This is a genomic window from Janthinobacterium sp. 67 (assembly GCF_002797895.1).
In the GTDB taxonomy this organism is placed as follows: Bacteria; Pseudomonadota; Gammaproteobacteria; order Burkholderiales; family Burkholderiaceae_D; genus Janthinobacterium.
The window spans coordinates 4834389-4860945 of the sequence record NZ_PGES01000001.1 but is presented as its reverse complement, the minus strand read 5'-3'; the positions used below and the strand labels follow the sequence as shown (position 1 = coordinate 4860945).

21 protein-coding genes, 2 tRNA genes and 3 rRNA genes are annotated in these 26557 nt (G+C 60.6%); 10 read left to right on the top strand and 16 right to left on the bottom strand.

The window, feature by feature from the left end; translation table 11 throughout:
* Positions 1-247: 247 nt before the first annotated feature.
* The 6 genes from rrf to CLU90_RS21765 form a co-directional block, all read right to left on the bottom strand.
* Positions 248-360, bottom strand: a 5S ribosomal RNA gene (gene rrf / locus CLU90_RS21790).
* Between the two features lie 138 nt (positions 361-498).
* Positions 499-3388, bottom strand: a 23S ribosomal RNA gene (locus tag CLU90_RS21785).
* Between the two features lie 252 nt (positions 3389-3640).
* Positions 3641-3716: transfer RNA gene (locus CLU90_RS21780), tRNA-Ala, on the bottom strand.
* A gap of 19 nt (positions 3717-3735) precedes the next feature.
* Positions 3736-3812: transfer RNA gene (locus CLU90_RS21775), tRNA-Ile, on the bottom strand.
* A gap of 98 nt (positions 3813-3910) precedes the next feature.
* Positions 3911-5441, bottom strand: a 16S ribosomal RNA gene (locus tag CLU90_RS21770).
* Together the 16S, 23S and 5S rRNA genes with 2 tRNA genes alongside form the textbook arrangement of a ribosomal RNA operon.
* 370 nt (positions 5442-5811) lie before the next feature.
* The gene (locus CLU90_RS21765; protein ID WP_092719025.1) at positions 5812-6588 is read right to left on the bottom strand and encodes an enoyl-CoA hydratase; all 777 of its coding nucleotides are present in this window, start codon (positions 6586-6588) and stop codon (positions 5812-5814) included.
* A gap of 76 nt (positions 6589-6664) precedes the next feature.
* Between CLU90_RS21765 and CLU90_RS21760 the strand changes: the two genes are divergently transcribed.
* Together CLU90_RS21760 and CLU90_RS21755 are read left to right on the top strand one after the other, a co-directional pair.
* Positions 6665-7966 carry an MFS transporter gene (locus tag CLU90_RS21760; protein WP_232731292.1) on the top strand — a complete coding sequence of 434 codons (1302 nt, stop codon included), beginning with the start codon at positions 6665-6667 and terminating at the stop codon, positions 7964-7966.
* A 137-nt stretch (positions 7967-8103) separates the two neighbouring features.
* Positions 8104-8541 carry a universal stress protein gene (locus CLU90_RS21755; protein ID WP_070312619.1) on the top strand — a complete coding sequence of 146 codons (438 nt, stop codon included), beginning with the start codon at positions 8104-8106 and terminating at the stop codon, positions 8539-8541.
* A gap of 32 nt (positions 8542-8573) precedes the next feature.
* Here the strand turns inward: CLU90_RS21755 and mltA are convergent, their stop codons facing one another.
* The gene (gene mltA / locus CLU90_RS21750; protein ID WP_302848404.1) at positions 8574-9755 is read right to left on the bottom strand and encodes a murein transglycosylase A; all 1182 of its coding nucleotides are present in this window, start codon (positions 9753-9755) and stop codon (positions 8574-8576) included.
* Positions 9756-9852: 97 nt separating this feature from the next.
* On the opposite strand from mltA, the gene CLU90_RS29750 reads away from it, so the two are divergent.
* Positions 9853-9999, top strand: coding sequence for a hypothetical protein (locus tag CLU90_RS29750; protein WP_165829277.1), 147 nt, complete (start codon positions 9853-9855; stop codon positions 9997-9999).
* 24 nt (positions 10000-10023) lie between these two features.
* Here CLU90_RS29750 and apaG read toward each other — a convergent pair whose 3' ends face one another.
* Positions 10024-10398: a Co2+/Mg2+ efflux protein ApaG gene (gene apaG, locus CLU90_RS21745; RefSeq protein WP_092719047.1), complete on the bottom strand. Its 375-nt coding sequence runs from the start codon at positions 10396-10398 to the stop codon at positions 10024-10026.
* Positions 10399-10564: 166 nt separating this feature from the next.
* Here apaG and rpe point away from each other — a divergent pair, with 166 nt between their 5' ends.
* From rpe to CLU90_RS21710, 7 genes are all read left to right on the top strand, one after another.
* Complete coding sequence (rpe, locus tag CLU90_RS21740; RefSeq protein ID WP_034753544.1) at positions 10565-11239, top strand: ribulose-phosphate 3-epimerase; 675 nt, start codon at positions 10565-10567, stop codon at positions 11237-11239.
* Entirely contained in the window at positions 11239-11955 is a 717-nt protein-coding gene (locus tag CLU90_RS21735) for a phosphoglycolate phosphatase (RefSeq protein WP_092719023.1), read from the top strand. Before rpe ends, CLU90_RS21735 begins: the two co-directional genes overlap by 1 nt.
* A 246-nt stretch (positions 11956-12201) precedes the next feature.
* Positions 12202-13698, top strand: coding sequence for an anthranilate synthase component I (trpE, locus tag CLU90_RS21730; protein ID WP_092719020.1), 1497 nt, complete (start codon positions 12202-12204; stop codon positions 13696-13698).
* A gap of 1 nt (position 13699) precedes the next feature.
* On the top strand, positions 13700-14263 hold the full coding sequence (locus CLU90_RS21725; RefSeq protein ID WP_092719017.1) for an aminodeoxychorismate/anthranilate synthase component II: 564 nt from the start codon (positions 13700-13702) through the stop codon (positions 14261-14263).
* Positions 14264-14328: 65 nt separating this feature from the next.
* Positions 14329-15372, top strand: coding sequence for an anthranilate phosphoribosyltransferase (gene trpD / locus CLU90_RS21720; protein WP_100428904.1), 1044 nt, complete (start codon positions 14329-14331; stop codon positions 15370-15372).
* Between the two features lie 34 nt (positions 15373-15406).
* A complete protein-coding gene (gene trpC, locus CLU90_RS21715; RefSeq protein WP_100428903.1) occupies positions 15407-16207 on the top strand; it encodes an indole-3-glycerol phosphate synthase TrpC in 801 nt (266 codons plus the stop codon).
* Between the two features lie 20 nt (positions 16208-16227).
* On the top strand, positions 16228-16692 hold the full coding sequence (locus CLU90_RS21710; RefSeq protein WP_100428902.1) for a hypothetical protein: 465 nt from the start codon (positions 16228-16230) through the stop codon (positions 16690-16692).
* On the opposite strand, the gene CLU90_RS21705 is transcribed toward CLU90_RS21710, so the two are convergent.
* The 8 genes from CLU90_RS21705 to CLU90_RS21670 form a co-directional block, all read right to left on the bottom strand.
* Positions 16643-17806 carry a GGDEF domain-containing protein gene (locus tag CLU90_RS21705; protein WP_232731291.1) on the bottom strand — a complete coding sequence of 388 codons (1164 nt, stop codon included), beginning with the start codon at positions 17804-17806 and terminating at the stop codon, positions 16643-16645. The two genes, CLU90_RS21710 and CLU90_RS21705, sit on opposite strands and share 50 nt — an antisense overlap.
* A 216-nt stretch (positions 17807-18022) precedes the next feature.
* Entirely contained in the window at positions 18023-19903 is a 1881-nt protein-coding gene (locus CLU90_RS21700) for a M61 family metallopeptidase (RefSeq protein ID WP_269800037.1), read from the bottom strand.
* Positions 19904-19930: 27 nt separating this feature from the next.
* Positions 19931-20539, bottom strand: a complete 609-nt coding sequence (locus tag CLU90_RS21695) for a nucleotidyltransferase family protein (RefSeq protein WP_092719005.1) — start codon at positions 20537-20539, stop codon at positions 19931-19933.
* Positions 20540-20552: 13 nt separating this feature from the next.
* Positions 20553-22826 carry a xanthine dehydrogenase family protein molybdopterin-binding subunit gene (locus tag CLU90_RS21690; RefSeq protein ID WP_092719002.1) on the bottom strand — a complete coding sequence of 758 codons (2274 nt, stop codon included), beginning with the start codon at positions 22824-22826 and terminating at the stop codon, positions 20553-20555.
* A 10-nt stretch (positions 22827-22836) separates the two neighbouring features.
* Positions 22837-23295, bottom strand: a complete 459-nt coding sequence (locus CLU90_RS21685; RefSeq protein WP_070292451.1) for a (2Fe-2S)-binding protein — start codon at positions 23293-23295, stop codon at positions 22837-22839.
* A 132-nt stretch (positions 23296-23427) separates the two neighbouring features.
* Complete coding sequence (locus CLU90_RS21680) at positions 23428-24144, bottom strand: DsbC family protein (RefSeq protein WP_230492381.1); 717 nt, start codon at positions 24142-24144, stop codon at positions 23428-23430.
* Between the two features lie 171 nt (positions 24145-24315).
* Entirely contained in the window at positions 24316-25560 is a 1245-nt protein-coding gene (locus CLU90_RS21675; RefSeq protein ID WP_175539426.1) for an FAD-dependent monooxygenase, read from the bottom strand.
* 66 nt (positions 25561-25626) lie between these two features.
* Entirely contained in the window at positions 25627-26556 is a 930-nt protein-coding gene (locus tag CLU90_RS21670; RefSeq protein WP_092718994.1) for a TIGR03571 family LLM class oxidoreductase, read from the bottom strand.
* Position 26557 lies beyond the last annotated feature (1 nt).

The window sequence follows — 26557 nt, the reverse complement described above, 5'->3', positions numbered from 1 at the left end:
TGATCTGAGGGGGCGAATTATACCCCAGGTCGGCGTGACGCACAAGCGCCTATACCGGCATCACCATGAATGCCAACAATATTGTCGGATTACGCTACGCTAATCCGACCTACCCGCCATCCAATAAACGTAGGTCGGCTTAGCGCAACGCGCGTAAGCCGACACCACCACCGGCGCCCGACAAAACCACCAGACGAAAAAAAACCCGCCAATTGCTTGACGGGTTTTTCTCTACTGCGAATAACAAGCCTGACGATAACCTACTTTCACACTGGTTGCAGCACTATCATCGGCGCAAAGTTGTTTCACGGTCCTGTTCGGGATGGGAAGGGGTGGGACCAACTTGCTATGGTCATCAGGCATAACTTGTACCGGCATTTGTCCTCGGTGGAGCGACAAAGCCTGAATCTGGAAGAAGCAAAGATCGGGGTAATGACTGGTAGTATCAACACACACGCAACGTTGTACCGTCTTATCCTCTGTACCTGCTAAGGTTATAGGGACAAGCCGTACGGGCAATTAGTACTGGTTAGCTTAATGCATTACTGCACTTCCACACCCAGCCTATCAACGTCCTGGTCTCGAACGACCCTTCAAAGAGCTCAAGGCTCTGGGAAATCTCATCTCAAGGCAAGTTTCCCGCTTAGATGCTTTCAGCGGTTATCTCTTCCGAACTTAGCTACCCGGCAATGCCACTGGCGTGACAACCGGTACACCAGAGGTTCGTCCACTCCGGTCCTCTCGTACTAGGAGCAGCCCCCTTCAAATTTCCAACGCCCACGGCAGATAGGGACCAAACTGTCTCACGACGTTTTAAACCCAGCTCACGTACCACTTTAAATGGCGAACAGCCATACCCTTGGGACCGGCTACAGCCCCAGGATGTGATGAGCCGACATCGAGGTGCCAAACTCCCCCGTCGATATGAACTCTTGGGAGGAATCAGCCTGTTATCCCCAGAGTACCTTTTATCCGTTGAGCGATGGCCCTTCCATACAGAACCACCGGATCACTATGTCCTACTTTCGTACCTGCTCGACTTGTCAGTCTCGCAGTTAAGCACGCTTATGCCATTGCACTATCAACACGATGTCCGACCGTATCTAGCGTACCTTCGAACTCCTCCGTTACACTTTAGGAGGAGACCGCCCCAGTCAAACTGCCTACCATGCACTGTCCCCGATCCGGATAACGGACCAAGGTTAGAACCTCAAACAAACCAGGGTGGTATTTCAAGGTTGGCTCCACGAGAACTAGCGTCCCCGCTTCAAAGCCTCCCACCTATCCTACACAGATTGGTTCAAAGTCCAATGCAAAGCTACAGTAAAGGTTCATGGGGTCTTTCCGTCTAGCCGCGGGTAGATTGCATCATCACAAACATTTCAACTTCGCTGAGTCTCGGGAGGAGACAGTGTGGCCATCGTTACGCCATTCGTGCAGGTCGGAACTTACCCGACAAGGAATTTCGCTACCTTAGGACCGTTATAGTTACGGCCGCCGTTTACTGGGACTTCAATCAAGAGCTTGCACCCCATCATTTAATCTTCCAGCACCGGGCAGGCGTCACACCCTATACGTCCACTTTCGTGTTTGCAGAGTGCTGTGTTTTTATTAAACAGTCGCAGCCACCAGTTTATTGCAACCCTTTCACCCTCATGGAGTAAACCAATCAAGCTACCGGGGCGTACCTTTTCCCGAAGTTACGGTACCAATTTGCCGAGTTCCTTCTCCCGAGTTCTCTCAAGCGCCTTAGAATACTCATCTCGCCCACCTGTGTCGGTTTGCGGTACGGTCTCGTATGACTGAAGCTTAGAGGCTTTTCTTGGAACCACTTCCGATTGCTTCGTGAATAAATTCACTCGTCCCATCCCCTTGAATTGCGCACCCGGATTTGCCTAAGTGCCTTCTATGAGACAGAAACTGACTATTCCAACAGTCAGACAACCTTCCGCGATCCGTCCCCCCATCGCATCATACGACGGTGCAGGAATATTAACCTGCTTCCCATCAGCTACGCATCTCTGCCTCGCCTTAGGGGCCGACTCACCCTGCTCCGATGAACGTTGAACAGGAAACCTTGGGCTTACGGCGTGGAGGCTTTTCACCCCCATTATCGCTACTCATGTCAGCATTCGCACTTCTGATACCTCCAGCATCCTTTACAAGACACCTTCGCAGGCTTACAGAACGCTCTCCTACCATATATATCTGTGATAAATCACAGAACAATATCCGCAGCTTCGGTGACTGGCTTAGCCCCGTTACATCTTCCGCGCAGGACGACTCGATCAGTGAGCTATTACGCTTTCTTTAAATGATGGCTGCTTCTAAGCCAACATCCTGACTGTTTTAGCCTTCCCACTTCGTTTTCCACTTAGCCAATCTTTGGGACCTTAGCTGGCGGTCTGGGTTGTTTCCCTCTTGACGCCGGACGTTAGCACCCGACGTCTGTCTCCCAAGCTCGCACTCATCGGTATTCGGAGTTTGCAATGGTTTGGTAAGTCGCAATGACCCCCTAGCCATAACAGTGCTCTACCCCCGATGGTGATACTTGAGGCACTACCTAAATAGTTTTCGGAGAGAACCAGCTATTTCCAAGTTTGTTTAGCCTTTCACCCCTACCCACAGCTCATCCCCTAATTTTTCAACATTAGTGGGTTCGGACCTCCAGGGCGTGTTACCGCACCTTCATCCTGGCCATGAGTAGATCACTTGGTTTCGGGTCTACACCCAGCGACTGATCGCCCTATTCGGACTCGATTTCTCTACGGCTTCCCTATCTGGTTAACCTTGCCACTGAATGTAAGTCGCTGACCCATTATACAAAAGGTACGCAGTCACGGAACAAGTCCGCTCCTACTGTTTGTATGCACACGGTTTCAGGATCTATTTCACTCCCCTTCCGGGGTTCTTTTCGCCTTTCCCTCACGGTACTGGTTCACTATCGGTCGATTACGAGTATTTAGCCTTGGAGGATGGTCCCCCCATATTCAGACAGGATGTCACGTGTCCCGCCCTACTTGTCGTACGCTTAGTACCACCGGTCCGATTTCACATACGGGGCTATCACCCGCTATGGCTCCCATTTCCAGGGGATTCTGTTATCGGTCCGACTATCACGCACAGGCTCTTCCCATTTCGCTCGCCGCTACTTTGGGAATCTCGGTTGATTTCTTTTCCTGCAGCTACTTAGATGTTTCAGTTCGCCGCGTTCGCCTTGCAACCCTATGTATTCAGGTTGCAATACCCTAAAAGGGTGGGTTGCCCCATTCGGAAATCTGCGGATCAAAGTGTGTTTGCTCACTCCCCGCAGCTTATCGCAAGCTACTACGTCCTTCATCGCCTGTAATCGCCAAGGCATCCACCATGTGCACTTATTCGCTTGTCCCTATAACGTTAGCCTCTGATTACCTAAATAATCAAAGAGCGCTACAGGGATAAGAAAGTACAACGTTGTTGCTTGTTTGTTGATACATACAATCATTACCCATCGATTCGCTTTTTACGGCAAACCGATCAATAAATAATCTTTACTTCTTCCAGATTGTTAAAGAACGAAACAGCTTTGATCGCTAAAAGATCAAATCTAAACCCAGCACCAAGGTGGCGTGGCTTACATTTGTACTTTCGAGTAAAACTTTGGTGGAGGATGACGGGATCGAACCGACGACCCCCTGCTTGCAAAGCAGGTGCTCTCCCAGCTGAGCTAATCCCCCTGAGATTTTACTAATTAGCTGGTAGGGCTGGTTGGACTCGAACCAACGACCCCCGCGTTATCAACACGGTGCTCTAACCAGCTGAGCTACAGCCCCAACGCGGAACTACTACGACTACTGTTTCTTCTTAATTAAACAGCCGATAAGTGTGAACATTTGATGCGTGAATCATTACTGATTCGTGCAAACTCTAGAAAGGAGGTGATCCAGCCGCACCTTCCGATACGGCTACCTTGTTACGACTTCACCCCAGTCACGAATCCTACCGTGGTAAGCGCCCTCCTTGCGGTTAAGCTACCTACTTCTGGTAAAACCCGCTCCCATGGTGTGACGGGCGGTGTGTACAAGACCCGGGAACGTATTCACCGCGACATGCTGATCCGCGATTACTAGCGATTCCAACTTCATGCAGTCGAGTTGCAGACTACAATCCGGACTACGATACACTTTCTGCGATTAGCTCCCCCTCGCGGGTTGGCGGCGCTCTGTATGTACCATTGTATGACGTGTGAAGCCCTACCCATAAGGGCCATGAGGACTTGACGTCATCCCCACCTTCCTCCGGTTTGTCACCGGCAGTCTCATTAGAGTGCCCTTTCGTAGCAACTAATGACAAGGGTTGCGCTCGTTGCGGGACTTAACCCAACATCTCACGACACGAGCTGACGACAGCCATGCAGCACCTGTGTACTGGTTCTCTTTCGAGCACTCCCCAATCTCTCGGGGATTCCAGCCATGTCAAGGGTAGGTAAGGTTTTTCGCGTTGCATCGAATTAATCCACATCATCCACCGCTTGTGCGGGTCCCCGTCAATTCCTTTGAGTTTTAATCTTGCGACCGTACTCCCCAGGCGGTCTACTTCACGCGTTAGCTGCGTTACCAAGTCAATTAAGACCCGACAACTAGTAGACATCGTTTAGGGCGTGGACTACCAGGGTATCTAATCCTGTTTGCTCCCCACGCTTTCGTGCATGAGCGTCAATCTTGACCCAGGGGGCTGCCTTCGCCATCGGTGTTCCTCCACATATCTACGCATTTCACTGCTACACGTGGAATTCTACCCCCCTCTGCCAGATTCTAGCCTTGCAGTCTCCAATGCAATTCCCAGGTTGAGCCCGGGGATTTCACATCAGACTTACAAAACCGCCTGCGCACGCTTTACGCCCAGTAATTCCGATTAACGCTTGCACCCTACGTATTACCGCGGCTGCTGGCACGTAGTTAGCCGGTGCTTATTCTTCAGGTACCGTCATTAGCAAGAGATATTAGCTCTCACCGTTTCTTCCCTGACAAAAGAGCTTTACAACCCGAAGGCCTTCTTCACTCACGCGGCATTGCTGGATCAGGCTTTCGCCCATTGTCCAAAATTCCCCACTGCTGCCTCCCGTAGGAGTCTGGACCGTGTCTCAGTTCCAGTGTGGCTGGTCGTCCTCTCAGACCAGCTACTGATCGATGCCTTGGTAGGCTTTTACCCTACCAACTAGCTAATCAGATATCGGCCGCTCCACGAGCATGAGGTCTTGCGATCCCCCACTTTCATCCTTAGATCGTATGCGGTATTAGCGTAACTTTCGCTACGTTATCCCCCACTCCAGGGTACGTTCCGATATATTACTCACCCGTTCGCCACTCGCCACCAGAGCAAGCTCCGTGCTGCCGTTCGACTTGCATGTGTAAGGCATGCCGCCAGCGTTCAATCTGAGCCAGGATCAAACTCTTCAGTTTAATCTCTGTTACTTTGCCATTTTATTGGCACCGTCTTGCGACGGGTCGCTCACTCAAAAAACTGACAGGCTACTTCCGGAGAAGTATCCTATTTCATTATTTCTTGTGAACATTTGATATTTTAAGTTAGACGCCAATCCGAAGATTGACGCTGCACTTACATCAAATGCCCACACTTATCGACTGTTAATTGTTAAAGAACTGTATTCGGTTACTGCTTTCGCGCTATCGACAAAGCGTTGTGTTTGTCAGCTGCGAAGAAGGAAGAGTATGAAGCGTTTGCAGCATTTCGTCAACCTTCTTTTGCTCCCCGTTTTTACTCTGCAACACCATGTTTTGTGTGCGTCGTTTTGCGAGGAGGCGAATCATATCAAAGACCGTCGAAGTTTGGCAAGCGCTTTTCCAGGAAAGCATGCATGCCTTCTTTTTGTGCAGGCGTACCGAAAGCAGCCTGGAACAAGCGGCGCTCGTAGGCGACGCCATCGGTCAAGGTGGTTTCAAAGGCGCGGTTGACGCAATCCTTGATCATCATGGCAACCGAGGTCGGCATGGCGGCGATGGTCTTGGCGGCGGCCAGGGTTTCTTCCAGCAATTTATCGGCCGGCACCACGCGCGACACGAGGCCGATGCGTTCCGCCTCGGCGGCATCGATGGTGCGCGCCGTCAGCAGCAGGTCCATGGCCTTGGCCTTGCCAATGGCGCGCGGCAAACGCTGCGTACCGCCCGCGCCCGGCGTGACGCCAACCTTGATTTCCGGCTGGCCGAACTTGGCGCTGTCGGCGGCGATCAGGAAATCGCACATCATGGCCAGTTCGCAACCGCCACCGAGCGCATAGCCGGCCACCGCGCCCACCACGGGTTTGCGCACGCGCAGGATATGCTCCCAGTTGCGGCTGATGTAGCCCTGGGTATAGGTGTCTGGATAGGTATAGTCGGCCATGGCGGCGATGTCGGCACCGGCGGCAAACGCTTTTTCGCTGCCCGTGAGTACGATGCAGCCGATATTATCATCCGCATCGAACTTCAGCAAGGCGTCGCCCAGCTCATTCATCATGTTCTCATTCAATGCATTGAGCGCCTTGGGGCGGTTCAGGCGGATGACCGCCACTTTGTCCTGGATGTCGATGATCAGGTCTTCGTATTGCATGGTGTCTCCTCTCGATGAACGGTGCAACGATTGTAGCGGCTAACGGCAGCGGCGCGGCAGGTGCGCTGCTATTATTGTGAGCCCGATCTTTTTTATCGAGCAGCATATTTTTTCTTCCTTCTTCCAGTATTGCGCCCGTTACCTGCGCGGCGACGGCAGCGCCGCCAGCGTCAATTTTCGCCGCCTGTGGTTCAGCAACGGCCTCAATTGCTTCGGCGCCCAGATCACCTCGCTGGCCCTGCCCCTGTGCGCGGTGCTCTTGCTGCATGCGACGCCGGAACAGATGGGCGTGCTGGTCGCGCTGCAGGCGCTGCCGTTCGCCCTCTTCGGCTTGCCCGTCGGCGTGCTGCTGGACCGGCGCAGCAAGCACCCGATCATGCTGTTCAGCGAAAGCATGTCGGGCCTGGCCCTGGCCAGCGTGGCCGTGGCCTACTGGTGCGGCGTGCTGTCGATGCCATGGTTATATATAGTGGGCTTCATCATCGGCACGGGCTTCGTCGTCGGTGGCGGCGCCGAACAGGTGTTTCTGACCTTCCTCGTGGGCCGCGACGGCTTGATCGATGCGCAATCGAAATTTGCCGCCACCGAATCGGCTTCGCGCCTGATCGGTCCCGGCCTGGCCGGCGTGCTCGTGCAAGTGCTGTCGGCGCCCGTCGCCATCCTGTGCACGGCGTGCGGCTATCTGGTTTCCGTCTTCAATCTGCGCGCCATGAGCGTGCGCGACCCGCGCCCCGCGCCGTCAAGCAAGCACGCTTTGCGCGACATCGCCGACGGCTTGCTGTTCGTCTGGCGCGAACCGCTGCTGCGCGCGCTGGCCTGGGGCGCCGGCATCTGGCATTTCCTGTTTTACGCCAGCATGGCCTTGACGGTACTGTTCGCCACGCGCGACCTGGGCATGAGCCCCGGCGTGTTGGGCATGACGCAAATGCTCGGCGGCGCCGGCGTCCTGCTCAGCGCTTTCATTGTCAAGCCGTTGACCAGGCGCTATGGCACGGGCCGCACCATCCTCATCGGCTTGGCCTCCACGTCCGTGTGTTTTGCCCTGACGCCGACGATTCCCGCCGCGCTGTTCGGTAGCGCAGCGGCCAGCGCCGTCGCCTATGCCGTTCTGATGTTCTTTTTCGATTGCGGCGTGATGCTGTTCTTTATTCCCTACCTGGGCTTGCGCCAGAAGGTTACGCCCGACCCCATGCTGGGCCGCATGACGTCGACCATGCGCTTCCTGACGGTGGCCACGGCGCCGCTGGGCGCGCTGGCCGCCGGCTGGGTAGCAGAACATTTTGGCGTGCGCAATGGCCTCGCTTGCATCGCGGCAGGCAGCATCGTGTTGACGGTGGCCATGGTGTGGGGCACGCCGCTGCGTAGAGTGCGCACCTGAAGCGGTGAACGGGAATACACTGGCAAAAGATTGCCTTGGCGACACTATTCACGCCAAAGCCTGTGAGGTTTGATTTATATCAAGGTTTTAATTGATGTAAATCCATAAGCTGTCTTACATCACTTGAGGAGCACGCTATGTTTAACACCATCTTATTTCCCACCGACGGCTCGCCGTTGTCCGACAAAGCCGCCGAGACCGCCCTCGCCTTCGCCCAATTGAACAAGGCCAAGCTGGTCGCCATCAGCGTGGTGCAACCGTTCCCGTTCTCGCCGATGGCGGACGGCGGCATCGTGCTCGACGCCAGCCTGTATGAACAGCAGATGCAGGAAGCGTCGCAACGCGCCATCGACAAGATCGGCGCAGCGGCGCGCGCCGCCGGCGTGCCTTTCGAAGGCGTGGTCGCCGTGTCGCCGAGCCCGCACGATGAAATCGTCAATGCGGCGCAGACCTACCATTGCGACATCATCCTGATGGCCTCGCATGGCCGCAAGGGTTTGAACAAGCTGTTCGTGGGCAGCGAAACGCAAAAAGTGCTGGCCCACACCCATTTACCCGTGATGGTCTTGCGCTAAGTCACACCTCGAACTGCCCGGCGACGCTTTCCCTAGCGCGCCGGCGCCTGCTTCGGCAACAACACCCACACGGCGCCGCTCTGCTTCATGCGGCCCGCATTCTCGGCCGCTTCCGCGCCAAAGCCAAAGAAATAATCGACACGGATAGGCCCGCGAATGGCGCCGCCCGTATCCTGCGCCATCACCAGGCGCTGCATGGGAATCTCGCTATTGGCTTGCGTGGTGGCCAAAAACACGGGTGCGCCCAGCGGCAAAAAGCGCGAATCGATGGCCACCGAGCGCTGCGGCGTCAGCGGCACGCCCAGCGCACCCTTCGGCCCCACTTTCGGGTCGGGCAGGCGCTCTTCCTTGAAGAACACATAGCTGGGATTGGCGTTGAACAACTCATCCTTGCGCGTGGGATGGCCAGCGATCCACGCCTTGATGCCTTGCGCGGACGCCTGGCTCAGGGTCAGTTCGCCCTTGTCGACCAGGTAGCGGCCGATCGATTTGTACGGATGGCCGTTCTGGTCCGCATACGCCACGCGCACGGTTTCCTGCGTATCGGTCAGCTGCACGCGCCCGGATCCCTGCACTTGCAGGAAGAAGGCCTCGACTTCGTCATCCACCCACAGCAATTCCTTGCCCGTGACGGACGTGGCGCGTTCGATGTCGGCGCGCGTCGCGTACGGCACCACCTTCTTGCCGACCAGCTTGCCACGCAAGCGCATGTTTTTCAGTTCCGGATACACGCCGGACAAATCCACCGAGACGAGGTCGTCGGGCACCTTGTACAGCGGTGTCTGGTATGGACCGCCCCGCTTGCGCGCACCGTGCAGCAGCGGTTCGTAATAGCCGGTCACGAGGCCGGTGCTGGCGCCATCGGCCGTGATGACTTGATTGGGCACGAAGAAGGTCTCGAAGAACAGGCGGATGGCCTTGTCGCTATCGGCATTCACCTGGCGCGCGATCGTGCACGATTCCTTCCAGTCCGGACGTTTCACCAGCACGCCGCACGAGGCCATGAAGGCGGGCCAGGCGGCGCGCATGTCATCGCGTGCCCAGCCTGGCAAGGCGGCAAACTTGGCGGGCACGAAGGTGGGCGCCGCCACATCCGCGGCATCCTTGGCGTCGGCAGGCTTGGCCGGAACCGGCCTGACGACGGTCGGGGCGATGGGCGGCGCCTTGCCAGTCGCGGCGACCGGCTCCGCCGGCGGCGTGGTACAGGCGGACAACGCAAGCGCGACGGCGCCGATTGAAACGGGTAGACTACCGCGTGTCAACAGACGGCGGGTAAATACTAAGCTGCGGGTAAATAACATAGGGGTGCGTATGTGGATCTTGATGATAGAGGCGCTGGTGGCGTTCTTCTTGCTGGCATTTATAGTCTGGTGGACCATGTATTCGGGTAAAAAACCCGCACCGCCTGCACGCAAGCAGCTCGGCGAAGAACAGGACAGCACCGAAAAACTGAAGTAAGGGGCGCAAGCCCCCGGCGTTGCGTCAATGCAGGGTGCGCGGCACGGACAGCACGAACTCGGGAATCGGCGCTTCGAACCGATGGCCATCTTCGGCCACGCAGAAATACTCGCCGTGCATCGAGCCTTGCGGCGTGCCCAGCATGGTACCGCTCGTGTATTCGAACTGCTCGCCCGGCTGCAGCAGCGGCTGGTGGCCGACGGCGCCCAGGCCGCGCACCTCTTCCACTTTGTTGTTCGCATCCGTGATGACCCAGTGGCGCGAAATCAGCTGCGCGCCAGCCGTGCCCGTGTTGACGACGCGGATCGTGTAGCTGAACACGTGCCGCCCCTGGTCCGGTGCCGATTGCTCGGGCAGGTATTGCGTCTTGACCGTTACCGTAAATTCATAAGTCGCCATCGTCATTCCTATTCAGACATTGCCAGTCGTATTGTGTGTCGCGCGCGACGCATAGACCATCGCGCGATGCGTATTCCGTGTTTCATCGTGCTTCAATAAGGCATGGCAGCGGCGTCAAGCGTAAAATAGCGCATCTTCGCATTTTCTATCCTTTGGCTACTCCACCATGACTACATTCCGTATCGCTCCCAGCATCCTGTCCGCCGACTTTGCCCGCCTGGGCGAGGAAGTGCGCAACGTCGTTACCGCCGGCGCCGACATCATCCACTTCGACGTGATGGACAATCACTATGTGCCGAACCTGACCATCGGCCCGCTGGTGTGCGAAGCGATCCGCCCGCACGTACAAGTACCCATCGACGTGCACCTGATGGTCAAGCCTGTCGATCGCATTATCCCGGATTTCGCCAAGGCTGGCGCGAACATCATCACCTTTCACCCGGAAGCGTCGGATCACGTCGACCGTTCCTTGCAGCTGATCCGCGACAATGGCTGCAAATCGGGCCTGGTATTCAACCCGGGCACGCCGCTGCACTACCTGGAACACGTGATGGACAAGATCGACATCATCCTGATCATGTCCGTCAATCCAGGCTTCGGCGGCCAGTCCTTCATTCCGCAAGCGCTGAAGAAAATCGCCGAAGCGCGCCGCATGATCGACGAATCGGGCCGTGACATCATGCTGGAAGTCGATGGCGGCATCAAGATCGACAACATCGCCGCCGCCGCTGCCGCCGGCGCCGACACCTTTGTCGCCGGTTCGGCCATCTTCGGCAAGCCCGACTACAAAGCCGTCATCGACGCCATGCGCGCCGAGCTGGCAGCCGTCAAGGGCGCCTGATGCAAGCGGGCACGGTGAAAGACCACGTACTGGCCGGCGTGCGCGCCGCCATCATCGACCTCGATGGCACGATGCTCGACACCGTGCCCGATTTCCATGTCGCCATCAACGGCATGCGCGCCGAACTGGGCCTGGCGCCCATCAGCGCCGACGCCATCAAGCTGATGGTCGGCAAGGGCTCGGAAAACCTGATCCGCACCGTGCTGGCCCTCGACTTCGACGCGGCCGGCGTGGAACAGCGCTTCGAGCAGGCGATGGACGGCTACCAGCGCCACTACCTGGCCATCAATGGCCAGTTCAGCACCCTGTACCCGGACGTGGAAGCGGGGCTGGCGGCGATGAAGGCGGCGGGCTTGCGCCTGGCCTGCGTCACCAACAAGCCGATCGCCTTCGCCCTGCCCTTGCTGAAACAGAAAAACCTGGACCAGTATTTCGAGATCGTCTACGGCGGCGATTCGCTGCCCAGGAAGAAACCGGACCCGATGCCGCTGCTGCAAGTGTGCGCGGACTTCGATCTGGCGCCCGCCAAAGTGGTGGCCATCGGCGACTCATCGAACGACGCGCAAGCGGCCAGGGCTGCGGCTTGTCCCGTATTGACCGTACCGTATGGCTACAACCACGGACACTCTATACACGAGACCGATTCCGATGGTATAGTAAATACGCTGCTCGAAGCGGCGCATTTTATTAGCATGCACAACAGACCAGCATACTGACCAAACCCAACACCATATCGTGAACACGTTTCTCATCAAAAAACACAATGTCACCCAAACCGGCTCGATTGAGGCCTGGCTTTGGCGACGCTGGCAATCCTGGCAGGCCTGAGGGCCGAGCCGTGTAAGATTGCTGTCGGCTGCACGCGCGCATTTGCGTACCGCATGCACCGGCAGGTTTTTTGATAACCCACCGCAGGGCTAGTGCATCGTGCACACGCGTACCCTGGCGGCATGGAGAGACACATGACCGAACTCGAATTCAAATCGCTGGGCCAGCAAGGCTACAACCGCATCCCCCTGATCGCAGAAGCCTTCGCCGACCTGGAAACCCCGCTCACGCTGTACCTGAAACTGGCGCAAACCCAGCAAGGCGGCAAGAATACCTTCTTGCTCGAATCCGTCGTCGGCGGCGAACGCTTCGGCCGCTATTCCTTCATCGGCTTGCCCGCCACGACTGTGTTGCGCAGCTACGGCAGCCACACGGAAATCGTCAAGAACGGCGTCGTGATCGAAGAGCATGAAGGCAATCCGCTCGACTTCATCGAACAGTACCAGTCGCGCTTCAAGGTCGCCCTGCGCCCCGGCATGCCGCGCTTCTGCGGCGGCCTGGCCGGCTACTTCGGCTACGACACCGTGCGCCACATCGAGAAAAAGCTGGCCGGCGGCGCGCCGAAGGATGACCTGAACCTGCCCGACATCCAGCTGATGGTAACGGAGGAACTGGCCGTCATCGACAACCTGTCCGGCAAACTCTACCTGATCGTCTACGCCGACACGTCGCAGCCCGAGTCGTTCAGCAAAGCGCGCCAGCGCCTGAAGGACTTGCGCATGATGCTGCGCCGCGGCGTCGATGCGCCCGTCACCAGCGCCTCCGTGCGCACGGAAACCATCCGCGATTTTGCCAAGGAAGACTACCTGAAGGCCGTCGCCAAGGCGCACGAATACGTGATGGCCGGCGACTTGATGCAGGTGCAGATCGGCCAGCGCATCCGCAAGCCGTATGTCGACTCGCCGCTGACCCTGTACCGCGCCCTGCGTTCGCTCAATCCGTCGCCGTATATGTACTTCTATAATTTCGGCGACATGCAGATCATCGGCGCCTCGCCCGAGATTTTGGTGCGCAACGAGAACACGGCCGACGGCGGCAAGAAAGTCACCCTGCGCCCCATCGCCGGCACGCGTCCGCGCGGCGCCACGCCCGAGCGCGACGCCGAATTGTCCGCCGAGCTGCTGGCCGATCCGAAAGAGATCGCCGAGCACGTGATGCTGATCGACCTGGCGCGCAACGACATCGGCCGCATTGCGGAAACGGGCAGCGTGCACGTCACCGACCGCATGGTCATCGAAAAATACTCGCACGTGCAGCACATCGTCTCGAACGTGGAAGGCACCTTGAAGAAAGGCTTGTCGAACCTGGACGTGCTGCGCGCGACCTTCCCGGCCGGCACCCTGACGGGCGCGCCGAAAGTGCGCGCCATGGAAGTGATCGACGAACTGGAAATCACCAAGCGCGGCATCTATGGCGGCGCCTGCGGCTACCTGTCGTTCGGCGGCGAAATGGATGTGGCGATTGCGATCCGCACGGGCGTGATCAAGGACGGCATGCTGTACGTGCAGGCCGCGGCCGGCATCGTGGCCGACTCGGTCCTTGAAATGGAATGGCAGGAAACCGAAAACAAGGCGCGGGCAGTGCTGCGCGCCGCCGAACAAGTGCAAGATGGCCTGGATGGGGAGTTTTAAGATGCTGCTAATGATCGACAACTACGACTCCTTCACCTACAACATCGTGCAGTATTTCGGTGAACTGGGCGAAGACGTGCGGGTCTACCGCAACGATGAAATCACGATCGAACAGATCGAGGCGCTGAACCCGGACCGCATCTGCATCTCGCCCGGCCCGAAAGCGCCAGCGCAGGCGGGCATCTCGGTGGAAGTGCTCAAGCACTTCGCCGGCAAGAAGCCGATACTGGGCGTGTGCCTGGGCCACCAGGCCATCGGCGAAGCGTTTGGCGGTAAAGTCATCCGCGCCAAGCAAGTCATGCATGGCAAGACTTCCCTCATCGCGCATACGGGCGTGGGCGTTTTCAAAGGCTTGCCCAGCCCCTTCACAGTGATCCGCTACCACTCTTTGGCGATCGAACGCGCCTCGCTGCCTTCCTGCCTGGAAGTGACTGCGTGGACGGACGACGGCGAAATCATGGGCGTGCGCCACCGGGAATACGATATCGAGGGCGTGCAGTTCCACCCCGAATCGATCCTCTCGGAACACGGCCACGCCCTGCTGAAGAATTTCCTCGAGCGCTGATCCCATGCGCACGCCCCGGCGTGCCATCAGTGTCCTCCTGCGCCATCATTGAAGAAGGAAGCATCATGCCGATCACCCCACAAGAAGCCCTGCTGCGCTGCATCGAACACCGCGAGATCTTTCACGACGAAATGCTGTACCTGTTCCGCCAGATCATGTCCGGCGAAATGTCCCCCACCATGATCGCGGCCCTCACCATGGGCTTGCGCGTGAAAAAGGAAACCATCGGCGAAATCGCCGCCGCCGCGCAAGTGATGCGCGAGTTTTCCACCAAGGTGCCCATGGCCGACACCACCAAGCTGCTCGACATCGTCGGCACGGGCGGCGACGGCGCGCACACGTTCAATATTTCCACCGCCTCGATGTTCGTGGCGGCCGCCGCCGGCGCGCGCGTGGCCAAGCATGGCGGGCGCAGCGTGTCGTCCTCGTCCGGCAGCGCCGACGTGCTGGACTCTTTGGGCGTCAACATCAACCTGCAGCCCGAGCAGATCGCCCAGTCGATCGCGCAAACGGGCATCGGCTTCATGTACGCGCCGAACCACCATGCGGCCATGAAGCATGCGGCGCCCGTGCGCCGCGAACTGGGCGTGCGCACGATTTTCAACATTCTGGGCCCGCTGACGAATCCGGCCGGCGCGCCGAACATCCTGATGGGCGTGTTCCACGCCGACCTGGTCGGCATCCAGGTGCGCGTGCTGCAGCGTCTGGGCGCGCAGCATGCGATCGTCGTGTATGGCCGCGACAATATGGATGAAGTCTCGCTCGGCGCCTCTACCCTCGTCGGTGAACTGGTCAACGGCGAAATCCGCGAATATGAAATCCATCCGGAAGACTTCGGCATGTCGATGATCGCCAGCCGCAACCTGAAGGTGGCCGATTCAGCCGAATCGAAAGCCAAGATGATGGAAGCGCTGCGCGGCGAGCCTGGAGCCGCCGCCGACATCGTTGCCCTGAACGCGGGCACGGCCCTGTACGCAGCCGGCGTGGCCAGCTCGATCGAAGACGGCCTGGCGCGCGCGCGCACCGCCGTCAGCTCGGGCGCCGCGCTGGCGAAACTCGACCAATTCGTGCAGGTCACGCAGCAGCTGGGCACCCCGGCGCAAGCGTAAGTCCTCCGCCCTCCTTTATAGAATAGCGACCATCATGTCCGACATACTCGATAAAATCCTGGCCGTCAAAGCCGATGAAGTGGCCAAGGCCAAAGCCCGCCGCAGCCTGGCCAGCCTGCGCGGCGACGTGGAAAGCGACAGCGAATTGCGCGCCGGCCTGCGCGGCTTTGAAGCAAGCCTGCGCCAGCACATCGCCGCCGGCAAGCCCGGCATCATCGCCGAAGTCAAAAAGGCGTCGCCGTCGAAAGGCGTGATCCGCGCCGACTTCCGCCCGTCTGATATCGCCGCCAGCTACGCGGCGCATGGTGCGGCTTGCCTGTCCGTGCTGACGGACGAGCAGTTCTTCCAGGGCAGCGTGGAATACCTGCAGCAGGCGCGCGCCGCCTGCGCCATCCCCGTGCTGCGCAAGGATTTCATGGTCGACATGTACCAGATCTATGAAGCGCGCGCCATGGGCGCCGACTGCATCCTGCTGATCGTCGCGGCGCTCGACCATGGCCTGATGGCGGAGATGGAAGCGTGCGCCCACGAACTGGGCATGGGCGTGCTGATCGAAAGCCATGACGGCGACGAACTGACGGCGGCCTTGAAACTCAAGAGCGCGCTGATCGGCATCAACAACCGCAACCTGCGCACGTTCGAGACGTCGCTGGACACGACCATCAATCTCTTGCCGCGCATCCCGCAAGACAAATTGATCATTACGGAATCGGGCATCCATACCACGGCCGACGTGCAACGCATGCGCGATGCGCATATCCACAGTTTCCTCGTGGGCGAAGCGTTCATGCGCGCGCCGGACCCCGGCGTGGAACTGGAACGCCTGTTCGGTTAAACCATGATAGGCTGGCAGCCATGAGATACGCAATCACTATCCTTGCCGCCGCCAGCCTGCTGGCAGCCTGCCAAAGTACGCCACCACCTGCGGCATATACGCCCACGTCCACGCTCCCTCGCACGCCGGCCGCGATACAGCTGGCGGCCAGCATCGATGCCTACAAGTCGCTGGTGGCACAGCAGATCATGGCGGCCAATGGGGAATACACGTTCAGTGGGCGCCTGCCGCCCATGCTGCCGGCCATCGTCGTGCTCGACCTGAGCGTGGGCCCGGACGGCGAGCTGAAAAACGTGCACGTGCACCGTTCGCGCGACAGCGAAGCATCGGCTGCGGCGCTGGCCGCCGTGCGGCGCGTGCACACCGCGTTTCCGCCGGCCGGGCACCTGATGCGCCGCCACGCCCGGACCTTCGATTTCTCCGAAACCTTCCCGTTCAACGACCAGTACCGCTTCCAGCTGCGGACATTGTCCGGTCCCCAGTAACCGCGCAAGCATCGAGTTCGATGCGGTCGCGTCCCCGCTCCTTGGCCAGGTACAGGGCTGCATCGGCGCGCGACAGCAACTGTTCCAGCCCCTCCACCACCGATGCCTGGCAAGCGACGCCGATGCTGACCGTACACGGTGGCAGCCGACTGGGCTCGTGCAGCAAGGCGCGGATGCGTTCGGCCACGCCCAGCGCGTTATGCGCCGGCATGTCTGGCATCAGCACGACGAACTCCTCGCCGCCGAAACGCGCCACGCAATCCGATTCGCGCAAGGCGCCCTTGATAACGGTGGCCACGTGCGCCAGCACCTGGTCGCCCACCGCGTGACCGTAGCGGTCATTGATCAATTTGAAGTAATCGAGGTCGATGCTGAGCAGCGTCAGCGGCAAACGGCGGCGCCGCAGATTGCCCGTCTCGCGCGCATAGGCGTCGCCAAAGCCGCGCCGGTTCAGTACTTGCGTGAGCGGATCGTGGGTCGAGCGGCGCTCCAGTATCTGCTGCAGGCGGCGCGTGGCCACCGTCATGAAACCCACCGTCAGCAGCAGCGCCATGAAATTGGCGACCGCCAGATAGATGCCGGCCGGCGTGCCAGCCACCATCAGGTTCACGCTGGCGCCGCCATGCACCAGGGCGGACACGCCGCGCGCCAGCACCACGACGGCTTGCAGCAACATCAGCGCGCCAAAGAAAAAGCTCGAGAAATGGCGCTCGCCATGGCGCCACACCAGTTGCACCTGACGCGCATAAAACAGGAAGACCAGCAGGGAAAAGAGCGCCACGCGCACCGAGAAATCGGGGCGCACCAGCAGCCACCAGCTGTTGCCGGCGACGGCCAGGGCAAGTATCAGCAGATAAGCGCGGCGGCTGGGCGCCAGGCCAAAAAATGTCTCCGTGCCCAGCATCGACAGGCCGATGCCGGCCACCAGCGCCGCATTGGCCGCGATCATGGACCATGCCGGCGGCAGCACTTCGCGCGTACCGAACAGCAGGGACGCGCACACCAGCAACAACAAGCCGGCCGCCCAATGCCCCAGTCCCTGCACTTCGCGCCGGAAGCTGCGATACACGGAGAACATGACGATGCTCATGGCTCCGCACATCAGGGTCGTCATCAGCATAATCGTTCGGGGATCGAGGGTTTCCACGTTGGGTGCGATCTAAAAGAATCAATTCGGCAATTTTAGTTTAGTTAAAGAAAAATTAGTTCATTTGCAGTAAATATGATGGCAAGCCGGCAGTGCCGGCGGATCAGTTGCCATTGAAATGGCAGCCTGAAATAGAAAACCGGCCAGAAGGCCGGTTTTCTGTCTTACCGCATGACGAACAGCTTATACAGCGCTAGGCCGCTTCGGCCCCGTGGCTTTCTTTGGCGCCGGCAGCAGGCTCAAGCTGACACCCGGCACGCGGTCGCCCTGCAGCACGGCCGCAAACGTCATCAGCTCATCGCGGCGGAAGGCGTGGACCGCCACCTTGGCGCCGACGGCGTAACGGCCCAGCAAGGTATCCAGGTTGGTGCCCGTCACGCGCAAGCCATCGATGGCCACCAGCACGTCGCCCGCCGACAGGCCGGCTGCGTGGGCGGCGCCGCCCTGATGCACCTGCGCCAGTTTGGCGTCGTTGCCGTCGCGGCCGAGGTTGACGTCCAGGCTGGCTTTTTCCGCCTTGCGCGCGTCGCTGTATTTCACGCCGAACGGCGCCAGCAGGCGCGCCAGCGGCACGTCGTCCGTGCCGCGAATGTAGCGTTCGAAGAACGGCTTCATGCGCGTGCCGGAGACTTCATCGAACAGGGCTTCGACTTCGGCCGGCGTCACGCCGCGCGCTTTGCCCTTGTAGAAATCGCGGCCATAGCGCTGCCACAGCGCCTGCATCACGTCGTCCAACGATTTCTCGCCATTCGTCTTCGTGCGGATCGTCAGGTCGAAGGCCAGCGCGATCAGCGAACCCTTGGTGTAGTAGCTGACGATGGCATTCGGCGCGTTTTCATCCTGACGGTAGTACTTGCCCCAGGCGTCGAAGCTGGAATCGGCCACGCTTTGCTTGGTGCGGCCGCTACCGCGCAAGACGCTGTTGACGGTTTTCCCCAGCAGCTTGAAATAGGCCGCCTCGTCGATCAGGCCCGCGCGCACCAGCATCAGGTCGTCGTAATAGCTGGTGAAGCCTTCGAACAGCCACAACAGCGGCGAGTAGCTTTCCGCCTGCAGGTTGTACGGCGCAAACGCGGCCGGCTTGATGCGCTTGACGTTCCAGGTGTGGAAGTACTCGTGGCTGCACAGGCCGAGGAATTTCAGGTAGCCGTCACCGATCTCGTTGCTGGTGGACGCCGTCGTCGGCAAGTCGGCGCGCGCGCAGATCAGCGCCGTCGAGGCGCGGTGTTCGAGGCCGCCGTAACCGTCGCCGACGGCCATGGTCATGAACACATAGCGCTCCATCGGCGCTTTCTTTGTCTTCGGCTCGAAGAAGGCGATCTGCGTTTCGCAGATGGCTTTCAGGTCGCGGCACAGACGGTCCAGGTCCAGGTTCGGCACCTTGCCCGTGACGACGATATCGTGCGGCACGCCATGCGCGGTAAAGGTGGCCAGCGCGAAGTCGCCCATCTCCACCGGGTGGTCGATCAGCTCATCGTAGTTGGCCGCCTGGTAGCTGCCGAAGCCGTAGCGCTTCGCCTTGAGTTCCGGCAGGGTGGTGGCCACTTTCCAGGCCTTGCAGGCCGCATCCTTGGGCTGCACGATGTGCACTTCATGGGCGTCGGATTCCTGGCCCAGCACGCGCAGAAATACGCTGGTGCCGTTGAAGAAGCCATGATTCTGGTCCAGGTGGGCGGCGCGCACGGACAGATCCCATGCATACACGTCGTATTCGACCGTCAACGGACCCTTGCACGGGGCGGCTTGCCACGAGTGCTTGTCCAGTTTGGTCAGCGCCACGGCCTTGCCCTCGGATTCGGCGCGGATGCTGACGATGTTGCGCGAAAATTCGCGGATCATGTAGCTGCCCGGGATCCAGGCCGGCAGGGAAAATACCTGACCGATGGCCGCCGGCGACTTGACCGTCAACGTCACCTTGAACATGTGGCCTGCCAGGTCCGCTGCGGCGATGCTGTAGATGATGCCGGCGGCCGGTGCGGCTTTCGCCCTGGTTTTCGCTGCGGCTTTGCTTATGGCATTGCCGGAGGCTTTTGCGGTGATTTTTTTAATCGGTGCTTTCTTCATGTTTTCCTCGTGTCTGGCATGGATGTTCTACAATCGCCCGGGCGCGCCATGCACCGGCGACAAATCGTCAGGTGTATCAATATCGCGCAAGATGCCGCCGTCGTCCACTGTCACTTCGCATACGGCATGGCTGTTGACGATGCTGCGCGCGCCCTGGTCGCCATCGAGCGCCAGCAGCAGCGGCAAGTGGAAGGCGCTGAACGCGACAGGATTGCCGCGCCGTCCCTGGAACACGGGCACGGCGATGCGCGCCCCATCGTCGATGGCTTGCGACAAGGCGGCGATTGTAGCCGCTTCCACGAAAGGCATGTCGCCCAGGGCGATCAGCCAGCCCGGCGCGCCGCGCACATAATCGATGGCGCAGGTGAGCGAGGCGGCCATGCCTGTGTCGGCGTCATGGCAGACGCGCACTTCGCAGCCCAGCGCGCCGAGCACGCGCGCCACCTGCGTGTCGTCTGCGTGCACCACGGCCAGCACGCGCGGCAAGGCCGCCAGCATGGCTTTTGCCGCCGCCGCCACCACCGGCAAACCCGCATGCGGGCCCTCGGCCAGTGGCTGCAATAATTTGTTCTGTACGCCGGAAGGGTCGAACCTGCGCCCCCTTCCGGCTGCCAGCAAGATGCCGACCGTACTCAAGACACCACTACCGTCATGCGGCCGCCAGGTCGAACGGCAGCTTGCGCAGGCGCTTGCCCGTCAGGGCGAACAGCGCATTGGCAAACGCAGGCGCCAATGGCGGCACGCCCGGTTCGCCCATGCCCGTCGGCGCATCGCCCGACGGCACCAGGTGCACTTCGATCACAGGCATGTCGGGCATGCGCGGCACGGGGTAGTCGCCGAAGTTCTGCTGCTCCACCACGCCCTCCTTGAGGGTGATGGCCGCGCCAGGGATGGTCATGCCCAGCGCCATCAGCGCGGCGCCCTGCACTTGCGCCTCGATCGTCAAGGGGTTGACGGCCAGGTTGCAATGCACGCCCGCCCATACCTGGTGCAGCTTGGGCGCGCCCTCCACCACCGACGCCGTCACCACGTAGGCGACGACGGAATTGAACGACTCGTGCATGGCCACGCCCCAGGCTTGTCCCTTCGGCAGCTTCTTCTTGCCATAGCCGGACTTGGCCACGGCCAGGTCCAGCGCGGCGATGTGGCGCGTGTGCTTGGCGTCGATCAGCTGCTTGCGGTAGGCGACGGGGTCCATCTTCGCCACATGCGCCGCCTCGTCGATCAGGGTTTCCATGACGAAGGCCGTATGCGTCGAGCCGACGGAGCGCCACCACAGCACGGGCACGTTCGCCTTGGCCGTGTGCACGGACAGCTTCATCGGCAGGGTGTACGGCTCGCCCATGCCTTCGACCATGGTGCCGTCGACGCCATTTTTCACCATGAAGGCTTCGAACGGCGTGCCGGCCATGATGGACTGGCCCACGATGGTGTGGTCCCAGGCGAGGATCTTGCCCTTGGCGTCGAGGCCGATCTGCGCGCGGTGCACATGCGATGGCCGGTAGTAGCCGCCCTTGATGTCATCCTCGCGGCTCCACATCAGCTTTAACGGGCCGCTCTTGCCCGCCGCCCGGTAGGCCTTGGCGACGTTGACGGCTTCGACCACATAATCGGAACTAGGCACGGCGCGCCGGCCAAAGCCGCCACCGGCCATCATCGTGTGCAAGGTCACCTGCTCCGGCTTCAGGCCGGAAGTCGCGGCAATCGCCGCCTGGTCGCCCGTCTGGAATTGCGAACCGACCCACATCGTGCATTTGTCCGCTTGCAGGTCGACGACGCAGTTGAGCGGTTCCATCGGCGCGTGCGCCAGATAAGGGAATTCGTACACGGCTTCGATCTTTTTCGGCGCCGACGCCAGCTTGCCCATGTCGGCAGGCCTGGCGACGGTACCTAGCGTTTTCGCCAGCGCCTTGAAGGCGGCCAGCTGCTTGTCGCTGCTGACCTTTTCCACGGCGCTCGTATCCCACTCGATCGCCAGCGCATCGCGTCCCTGCTTGGCGGGCCAGTAGCCGTCGGCGATGACGGCCACGCCGCTGCCGCCACGGTCGGTCTTCACTTCCAGCACCTCGAGCACGCCCTTGATGGCTTTCGCCTTGCTGGCGTCGAATTTCGCCACCTTGGCGCCAAACACGGGCGGACGCGCCACCATGGCCACTTTCGCACCGGGCGGCTTGAAGTCAATGCCAAACTGCTGTTTTCCCGTCGACTTGGCTGCTGCGTCCAGGCGTTTCACGGGTCTGCCGATGATGGAAAATTCGCGCGGGTCTTTCAGCTTCACGGTGGCGGGCACGGGCTGGCGCATGGCCGCATCGGCAAACTCGCCATACGTCGCCTTTTGTCCGCCGGGGCCATACAGCACGCCCTTGGCGGCGCGCACCTGGTCGGGATTGACTTTCCACTGCGCGGCGGCTGCGCCCACCAGCATGGCGCGCGCCTTGGCGCCGATTTCGCGGTACTGCGTAAACGAGTGGGCGATGCTGCCCGAGCCGCCCGTCATCTGCATGCCGTAGGCGGCATCCTTGTACTGCTCGCCGGCGGGCGCCAGCGCGCCGTGCACCAGGCTCCAGTCGGCGTCGAGTTCCTCGGCGATCAGCATGGGTAAGCTCGTTTGCACGCCCTGTCCAAATTCCAGCCGGTTCACCTGCACCGTCACCGTGTTATCGGGAGCGATGTGCAAGAAGGCGTTCGGCGCATACACGGGCTTGGCCGGAGCGGCATCGGCCGCCTGCGCCAGCTTGCCTGCGCCAGGCAGGAAAAAGCCCAGCATCAAGCCGCCGCCAGCCACCGCGCCGGCCTTCATGAAACCGCGCCGCGAGACGCCATCGGCCGCGCCAACCACAGCCACCGGCGCCGATGCCAGCGCCGCACCGAGGGTCACGCCGCCATGCTGCAATGCTTCCTGATTCAACCATTCGATACGCATGCCGTTCTCCTCAGGCCAGGGTCTTGGCCGCGTCCTTGATGGCTGCGCGGATCCGTTGATAGGTGCCGCAGCGGCAGATATTGCCGCTCATGGCGCCGTCGATGTCGGCGTCGCTGGGCGACTTGTTGGTGCGCAGCAGCGCCGTGGCGCTCATCACCTGGCCGCTTTGACAGTAGCCGCATTGCGGCACGTCGTGGCGCACCCATGCCGCCTGCACGGCCTTTCCCACCTGGTCGTTTTCCATCGCTTCGATGGTGGTGATCTTTTGCGCGCCCACCGAGGAAATCGGCGTGATGCACGAGCGGATCGGCTGGCCGTCGAGGTGCACCGTGCAGGCGCCGCACAGGGCCGCGCCACAACCGAACTTGGTGCCCGTCATGTTCAGGTTGTCGCGCAGCGCCCACAGGATGGGCGTGGAAGGATCGGCGTCGACTTGCGTGTCGCGTCCGTTGATATTCAAGGTAATCATCTGCTGCTTCCCCTTTTTTCGATTGTTATGGCGTCTACGAACAACACTTGATGATACGACAGCGGAAAAAAATGCAAAAAAAAGCGCGCCTTGCGAGGGCGCGCCGTCCAGCCTTCCTGGCGACAGCCCGGATTACTTAATGGTCGAGAATTTCTGTTCCAGCGTTTTCGCATCGACCGCGCCAGGAATACGGCTGCCGTCGGCAAAGAAGATGGCTGGCGTGCCCGAAACGCGCAGCTGCTGGCCCAGGGCCAGGATTTTTTCATGCGGGTTGGCGCAATTGGCTGGCGATGCGGCAGGCACTTTGCCGTTCAGCATCCAGTCATCCCAGGCCTTATTGCGGTCCGGCGAGCACCAGATATTGCGCGACTTGGCGATCGAATCGGGCGACAGGATGTTGTACATGAAGGTGTAGACGGTGACGTTGTCGATTTCCTTCAGCGCATTCTGGCGGAAGCGCTTGCAATAGCCGCAGTTCGGATCTTCGAACACGGCAATCACGCGCTTGCCATTGCCCTTGACGGTTTTCATGGCCGAATCGAGCGGCAGGTCGGAGAACTTGATGCGGTTGACTTCGTCCAGGCGCACCTTGGTCAGGTCTTGCGAGGTCTTGGCGTCAAAGACGTGGCCGACGAACAGATATTGCGCGCTCTTGTCCGTGTACAGGATGTCGCCGCCCGTGCGCACTTCGTACAGGCCGCCGTACGGCGTTTCCTTGACCGAATCGACCTTGGCGCCTTCGCCCAGGCGCGGCTCGATCAGCTTTTTGATGCTCGCTTCCGTCGGCGTTTCCGCGCCGGCGCACGACATCATCAGGCCCGAGGCCATCAGCAAGGCGATTTTGCTCATGCTACTGTTCATTGTTATCACTATCACTTCTCCACTTGAAACGCCCGGCGAAACTGGCAGGGAGCCCGGCGCCGTTATCTCTTTAACAAAACGATCGCCGCAGACCAGCTGCGGCGACCTTGAATTTTCACTAATACCATTATCCGGCGATATCTTAAGATACGCTGATATTTACGGATGTCCCAAGGCGTGCGAAATCATTTTTCGCTTCAGGGCAGGTAATTTATCCAGCAAGTTTAATCCCAAATTGCGAACCACGCGCAACGGTTCCAGATCAGCGCCGAATAACCGCGCCAGGCCATCGGTGGCCAGCTGCATCAGCAGCACGTCTTCCTTGCGCGCGCGCGCATAGCGGGCCAGCACGCGTTCGTCGCCGATGCCGCGGTGCGCTTCGCGTTCAGCGATCGTCTTGACCAGCTGCGCCACGTCGGCAAAGCCCAGGTTCATGCCGTGGCCGGCCATCGGGTGCACCACGTGGGCCGCGTCGCCGACCAGGGCCACGCGCGGCGCCACCATGGCGTGCGGGCGCATCAGGGTCAGCGGGAATGCGCGCACCAGCTCCGGCTGCAAAGGCGTAAGCTTGCCCAACTTGTCCTGGCAGTATGCGGCCAGGCGCGCGGCCAGCGCGTCGGCCGGTTCAGCCATCAAGGTATCGGCCAGCGCATCGGGCGCCGACCAGACGAGAGAGACGCGCTCGCCCGGCAGCGGCAGCAGCGCGACGATGCCTTCGCTGCCCGTAAACCACTGGTGGGCCGCGCCATGGTGCGGCTTTTCGCAGGCGAAGTTGCTGACCACGCCGCGCTGGCCGTACGAGCGGTAATCGAGGCCGATGTCGCACTGGCCCCGCACCCACGACTGGGCGCCGTCCGCGCCTACCACCAGCGCGCAGGTAATGGTATCGCCGCCATCGAGGTGCACGATGGCCGAATCGTTCGTCCATTCCAGGCGGCTGGCGCGGCCCTGCAGCACGCTGACGTTCGGCGCGAATTTCAGGGCGGCGTCCAGCGCCTGGCCCAGGTTGCGGTCTTCGATGATCCACGCCAGGGCACCCACATGGGCGCCATACGCGTCGAAACCGAGTCCGCCCGCCTGCGCGCCGTCGCCGTTGACCAGCATGGCGTCGACGGGCGCCACCCTGTCGGCTTCCAGGGCGCCCCACACCTTCAGCGACGACAGCAAGTCGTGCGCCGTGTGATTGAGCGCATACACGCGCACATCCCAGCTGGCCTCGACCGGCTTGGCGGCGGAAGCGGACGTGGATGCGGGCGGGCTCGCCGGAGATAGCAGGGTGACGCTTTGTCCTGCCTGGGCAAACGCCAGCGCCGTGGTTTTCGCGATGGCGCCGTTGCCGACGATGCAAACGTCGCTGTGGCTGTGCATGAAGCGCCGCATGGTGGGGGAAGTGGGACTGTTCATGCGGTCATTATAGCGTTTGCCCCACCTGTTTCAGATAGTCCGGAAGTACAGGACGCGCGCCTCAGATCAAGCGGCGCCATGAAACACGGGCAACACGTGGTCCGCGATCTCCTGCATCGTCTCGGCCAGCGGGCGCCGGTTCTGCCGCAGCTGCAGGCCGATATGCCGCACGCCGGCTTCGCGCATGGCGTGCAGTTCGGCGATCAGGCCATCGCGCCCCGTGCGCCCGCCGAAGCGGAAGCGCTGCAGCGGCAAGTTCGGATCTTCGCCCAGGTCCAGGTGGATGAAGCTGACATAAGGCTTGTCGTCTCCGGCCACGGCACGCCATTGCGCCGAACGCCGCGCATGGTCTTCCGGCGTGCCCGGATAGGCGAGCCAGCCATCCATCTGCGCGCCTATCCACGCGGGCGACTGCTGCGCCAGTCCCGCCACCAGCAGCGGCAAAGGCGCGGCCGGTGGCGGCAGCAGGCGGATGCCGGGCGGCAGGCGCGTCTCGCCCCAGTCGCGCAGCATGGCGACCTGTTCGCGGAAAGCGGCGCCACGCTGGCCGAAGTCGCGGCCAAACACGGGATACTCGACGGGCCGGTCGCCGCTGGCCACGCCCAGCAGCAAACGCCCGCCGCTCAACTGGTCGACGCTGGCCGCCGCTTTTAACGTCAGCACCGGCTCGCGCAGCGGCAGCACCACGGCCGCCGTGCCCAGCAAAATATTCTCCGTGATGCCGGCCAGGTAGCCCAGGTAAGTAAACACCTCGAAGACCTGGGCCGCGTCGCCGAACGACGGGTCGTACAGGGGCACGTCGCGCAGCCACAGGGCCTTGAAACCGAGGCGGTCGGCCAGCTTTGCCAGTGCCGCGTGCTGTTTCAGGTCCGGTTCGCCCGGCACGCGGCCGGACGCCGCATTCGCCTGGCGTCCCGCGGACGACCAGTCATTATCGAGCGGCAGTTCCAGGCCGATACTGAAACCGCCCTGCCCCAGCTTCGTCATGGCACCCATC

Coding starts and splice junctions, on each gene's coding strand:
- CLU90_RS21765 (WP_092719025.1), bottom strand. CDS start 6,588: ATGCAATACGAAGACCTGATCATCGACATCCAGGACAAAGTGGCGGTC.
- CLU90_RS21755 (WP_070312619.1), top strand. CDS start 8,104: ATGTTTAACACCATCTTATTTCCCACCGACGGCTCGCCGTTGTCCGAC.
- CLU90_RS29750 (WP_165829277.1), top strand. CDS start 9,853: ATGTGGATCTTGATGATAGAGGCGCTGGTGGCGTTCTTCTTGCTGGCA.
- apaG (WP_092719047.1), bottom strand. CDS start 10,398: ATGGCGACTTATGAATTTACGGTAACGGTCAAGACGCAATACCTGCCC.
- rpe (WP_034753544.1), top strand. CDS start 10,565: ATGACTACATTCCGTATCGCTCCCAGCATCCTGTCCGCCGACTTTGCC.
- CLU90_RS21735 (WP_092719023.1), top strand. CDS start 11,239: ATGCAAGCGGGCACGGTGAAAGACCACGTACTGGCCGGCGTGCGCGCC.
- trpE (WP_092719020.1), top strand. CDS start 12,202: ATGACCGAACTCGAATTCAAATCGCTGGGCCAGCAAGGCTACAACCGC.
- CLU90_RS21725 (WP_092719017.1), top strand. CDS start 13,700: ATGCTGCTAATGATCGACAACTACGACTCCTTCACCTACAACATCGTG.
- trpD (WP_100428904.1), top strand. CDS start 14,329: ATGCCGATCACCCCACAAGAAGCCCTGCTGCGCTGCATCGAACACCGC.
- trpC (WP_100428903.1), top strand. CDS start 15,407: ATGTCCGACATACTCGATAAAATCCTGGCCGTCAAAGCCGATGAAGTG.
- CLU90_RS21710 (WP_100428902.1), top strand. CDS start 16,228: ATGAGATACGCAATCACTATCCTTGCCGCCGCCAGCCTGCTGGCAGCC.
- CLU90_RS21705 (WP_232731291.1), bottom strand. CDS start 17,806: ATGACGACCCTGATGTGCGGAGCCATGAGCATCGTCATGTTCTCCGTG.
- CLU90_RS21700 (WP_269800037.1), bottom strand. CDS start 19,903: ATGAAGAAAGCACCGATTAAAAAAATCACCGCAAAAGCCTCCGGCAAT.
- CLU90_RS21690 (WP_092719002.1), bottom strand. CDS start 22,826: ATGCGTATCGAATGGTTGAATCAGGAAGCATTGCAGCATGGCGGCGTG.
- CLU90_RS21685 (WP_070292451.1), bottom strand. CDS start 23,295: ATGATTACCTTGAATATCAACGGACGCGACACGCAAGTCGACGCCGAT.
- CLU90_RS21680 (WP_230492381.1), bottom strand. CDS start 24,144: ATGAGCAAAATCGCCTTGCTGATGGCCTCGGGCCTGATGATGTCGTGC.
- CLU90_RS21675 (WP_175539426.1), bottom strand. CDS start 25,560: ATGAACAGTCCCACTTCCCCCACCATGCGGCGCTTCATGCACAGCCAC.
- CLU90_RS21670 (WP_092718994.1), bottom strand. CDS start 26,556: ATGGGTGCCATGACGAAGCTGGGGCAGGGCGGTTTCAGTATCGGCCTG.